This window comes from uncultured Paraglaciecola sp. (genome assembly GCF_913020055.1).
Lineage (GTDB): Bacteria > Pseudomonadota > Gammaproteobacteria > Enterobacterales > Alteromonadaceae > Paraglaciecola.
This window is the reverse complement of sequence record NZ_CAJWCF010000176.1, coordinates 1-4,432: the sequence shown is the minus strand read 5'-3', so window position 1 is coordinate 4,432 and position 4,432 is coordinate 1. Positions and strand designations below refer to the sequence as shown.

At 40.7% G+C, this 4,432-nt stretch carries 5 protein-coding genes; all 5 read right to left on the bottom strand.

Translation table 11 applies throughout. The features are described from left to right. Positions 1 to 107 (bottom strand): S4 domain-containing protein (locus tag QZ488_RS21615; RefSeq protein ID WP_366509091.1); only part of this gene is annotated, 107 nt, incomplete at its 3' end. Between the two features lie 274 nt (positions 108 to 381). After that, positions 382 to 1,215 carry a DHHA1 domain-containing protein gene (locus QZ488_RS21285; protein WP_293752537.1) on the bottom strand — a complete coding sequence of 278 codons (834 nt, stop codon included), beginning with the start codon at positions 1,213 to 1,215 and terminating at the stop codon, positions 382 to 384. Between the two features lie 20 nt (positions 1,216 to 1,235). Beyond that, positions 1,236 to 1,706 (bottom strand): hypothetical protein, encoded by a 471-nt coding sequence (locus tag QZ488_RS21280; protein ID WP_293752535.1) that lies wholly within the window; start codon positions 1,704 to 1,706, stop codon positions 1,236 to 1,238. Between the two features lie 186 nt (positions 1,707 to 1,892). Continuing rightward, the gene (locus tag QZ488_RS21275; protein ID WP_293752533.1) at positions 1,893 to 2,084 is read right to left on the bottom strand and encodes a CPXCG motif-containing cysteine-rich protein; all 192 of its coding nucleotides are present in this window, start codon (positions 2,082 to 2,084) and stop codon (positions 1,893 to 1,895) included. Between the two features lie 197 nt (positions 2,085 to 2,281). Further along, on the bottom strand, positions 2,282 to 4,432 hold a 2,151-nt coding region (locus QZ488_RS21270; protein ID WP_293752531.1), incomplete at its 5' end, for a PAS domain S-box protein.

Here is a 4,432-nt window from a genome sequence, read left to right as displayed (position 1 = left end):
TCACCATCAACTAACACCCAACCGCCTTCTATATATTTCTGCGCTTCTCCACGAGAGCATTGGATCAATGCAACCAAATGTTTATCAAGACGTATTGCTTCGCTCATAAAATGACCACTCGTAAACTTAATGTGTTATTTATTTTTTTACTTATCAATACTTTCACCATCATTTCTATTCTTTAAATTGTTGTATTCGACGTTAAATACGCATTCGCTTATTTTTTGTAACTTTCTAGGTAAGTAGGCCTTACTTCACACGCGCTCCAAACGGAGTTTGGAGACGAGACATATCTTGTGGGAGGGGCTTTTAGCCGCGATTTCATCCAAGTCGCGACTAAAGCCACCTCCCACCAATACCCTCATAATAAATCTCGCCTATTCACATAAATGTCATAAAGGTAGCCCGATCCACACGAAAACCTGAGGCATTTTTATGACCACCGCCACCGAAATGCTGTGCTAACTCAGAGACATCAAAATCGCTTATTGAGCGTAAACCACAATCATAACACTGCCGCTGCCCATGGTAGCTATAGGTTAGGCCAAAAGTACCGGATAATTTAGCTAATTCATGCCCCAAATCACTGGAAAACATCGCTGGCGCATTAACTGCCAAACCTTCTACGCCATTCAGTTTAACCTTATGCCGCGCTTTGAGTAATCGTTCAACATTTAACTTCTGCTGCTTTAATAAGACAACGCCTTCGCGCTCTAAAGTAGCCAGTTTTATTTTTTCAAACGCAGCAAAATTAAGGGGCAATCTTATATACAAAGCCTTGCTTATCGCTTCAGTTTTGGGCAATTTATGTCGCCACAAGTCGTGATCTTCAATGTGCAACAACAAGGCAGGCGGTTCGAGATCACCATGAAAATACTGCCATGCAATCATACAGCCGCTATGCTCTTGAATAAAATTGACCTCAAGATTACTCGGCAATGCCGTTTGCTTTTCATGCGCTTCAAATTCTTTTTGTGCACTAATATGATGATCTAATACCACTATTTTACTTGCCCGTTGAGCTGCCGCGAGCAAAACATCCAACGGGTAACAAAAGTCTAAAATATATAGCTCAGCACCATCGGGGAACTTTGGCATGGGAGCATGATGCCGAACCGGCTTATACTTAGCACTATTGCCAAAGGCTTTCCATGCCGCCCAAGCAGCCGCATAACCATCCATGCACTCAGCATGATAAAGCACCCATTTATTCATGTTCTGTTCTCATCTACCGTTTAAGCCAGCTTTAATTTCGCCAAAGAAGCGAATCCATTTCCGCCACTAATATCTGGGTTAATAATTAACTCAAGCACAGTAACTTCTTGTAGCTCGACATGATAATCACCCACTTCATTAGTATCGCCTGCCGGACTAAAATTCCATTGCTGCCGCACAATTTCTTGAAAAGTCTGCCCGTCAGCTGACCAGCGCAAAACGTATTCATGCGTGCGCACTTGCTGCGTTTCTATAAAATTTAACCAGATACGCTGTAGTCGCTGTGGCTGATCAAAAATAAGTCGAATGGTTTGTTCACCCGACGAAGCTGCAAGCCAGCCGTTGGTGCATCCTGAAAGCAGAGCAGATTCAATTGGGTGACTGGAGTCTTCCGAAGTAATTTCTACTGAGGCAATCTCCTCCATATTCAACCAGTCCTGATCGGGATAATTTTCTTCTTGCGAAACAGAGCTAATGATTTTCTTACGCATCGGATTACCTTTTTATAAATTAACAAATCGCTGCACTATCTTAGGAGCCGAATTAAATAATATGAAATCATAAATATTCTGTGGAAACGACTTTAGTCGCGATATCGTGGCTAAAGCCACTCCCACAGAATCTGAAATTCGCATATTATTTACCTTTCACCCCTTAAGACTGTCCAGCGCTAAAATTCACTCATTTTCATTTAATAAAAAAACACTAACTTCACCATCATATCCAACAGTGACATCAACCGTGATTGGCCGGCAACACACCTGACAATCTTCAATATAATTTTGCTGTGGCACTGAAGTATCAAGCAAAATATCGATTGTTTCCCCACAATAAGGACATTGAACCGCCCTTTCTTCTAGTTCTTGCATAAAAACCACCTCAAATTTTGACTAATATCAATCCCAATAAATAATCACTGTAATAACCGTCATTCCCGAAATTTTTAATCGGGAATCCATGCAGTCACTATAGGTTCCTGCTAAAAGCATACAGGAATGACGAATACGAAAAGAGTATTAACTAAAAACCACACATTTCAATGTAGACCGGGGTTAGCTGCCTATGACTAATCTCTAATCACTGATTTTTTCGATTGATAGAACCAAAGCTGATTTCGCCCAGCCTCTTTAGCTTGGTACATTGCACTATCTGCCCTACTCAGAATCTCTTCCTTGCTACCCTCATGATTTATAAACATAACCACGCCAATACTAGCGGTACACCGATGTTCCACTGTCATATCAGCCTTACCTTCTTCACTAACCACCAGACAGTAAGACCTAGACAATAAACTACAAATTTTTTCTGCCACTGTTTTAGCTTGCAATGTTGATACCGCTTTGTCACTATCTAAACCGTTGAGCATAACAACAAACTCATCGCCACCAAATCGTGCCACCGTATCTATTTCGCGCACACAACTGAGCAGCCGATTGGCCGCCTCAATTAACAACAAATCTCCGACTAGGTGCCCATGCGTATCGTTAAGAGGTTTAAAGTTATCCAAATCAAGAATCATTACCGCCCCATACTGACCAGTCCGCTTACTTGAAGACATCGCTAAATTTAATCGGTCATTAAGCAAACGACGATTAGCTAACGAGGTCAATTCATCATAAAAAGCGAGTTGATGAATCTGCGCTTCCATTTCTTTTCGTTCCGTTATATCGGTAACCAATCCATGCCATATTACGGCTCCTTGCTCACCTTCTTCAGGTAATGAATTACCTAATAACCAAGTCACAGTCCCATCAGGAAATTGAACACGAAACTCCTCATGCCATGGACTGAAGGTTTCCTTTGATTCATTTATAGACACGAGAACTTGTTCAAAATCTTCAGGGTGAATTGCAGAAAAAACTTTATCTGAGCTTTTTGCAGCCTCTTCAGGGGTGACTCGAAAAATTGCCAAAATAGCTGGAGTAGCATAAGGAAAACAAGAGCTTCCATCGGCATTTAAACGAAATTGATACACCATTCCCGGTACACTTTTAGAAATTCTCTGGAGCCGATTTAACGCTTCATTACGCTCTATTTCTACTTGTTTACGTTCAGTAATATCTCGCACAACGCATTGAAGCACCTGTTTATCATCTAAAATCATGGTCATTAATAACACTTCTGCAGGAAACTCTTGACCACTATCCAAGCGCTTGCACTGCCACTCAAGCCTATAACTACCCTTCTTTTTCGCTTGTACAAACCGTTTTTCTGCTAGTTCACCAGAGTCTGCTCCACAAGGTTGTAAGGGAGGAGACAGTTCGGCAGGTGTTCTAGTGCAGAAACCTTCAACGGTGGAACAACCAAATATTTTTAATGTTGCTTGATTACAATTTAAAAAACCATTCTCTCCTAGCAACATAATCGCATCACTACTTGATTCAAAAAGCGCGCGAAACCTCATTTCAGATTCTTTCAAAGCCAGCTCAGCCAACTTACTTTTAGTCACATCAACAAGACTCCAAAGCGATGTACCTTGCTCTTCATCCAAGATTGTACCGCTAAAGTTAACCCATATATGAGTTCCATCCTTGCAAAGGTATTCAACCTCACTCTGGAATATACCTTGAGCATTCAGCTCGGCATAAGCGGCACCGACTTTCTTATAGTCCTTTTCATAAACATAAAGCAGGCGAGTCGGCATGCCAATCAACTCACTTTTACTATATCCCAGTAATTTAACCAGCGCTGAATTAACCCAAGTAATTTTTCGATTTTGCAGTGTAGCAAAACCAACCAAACTAACTTCTAGTATTGCCTGTTTCTCAGCTAGCAGTTGCTCAACTTTCTTCTGATTATTGACACTCTCTGTTATATCCCGAGCAATACCAAACAAGCCAATAATTTCATTATTATTATCGAAAATAGGGTATTTACGGTTATCTACCCAACCAATATTCCCTTGATTATCGAGTGTTTTTTGTATTTCGTTAGCCACTGGTACGCCAGAAAACACTTGTTTTTCGAGCCGGTAATATGCATCTGCATACTCTTCCGGAAATACGTCGTAATCAGTCTTTCCTATTAAATCATTCCAATGTTCTGAAGGGTCTGTTAAAGACACCAGCGTTTGACTTGCTCCTGTAAAAACATGGTTTCGGTCTTTAAAATAAATATAATCTTCACTGTTTTTCATCATCGTAGTGAAATTACTTAAAAGAACGGGATCATCCAAATATTGGTTTAATGACTTTGCATCGGTCAGTTGTAATATTAG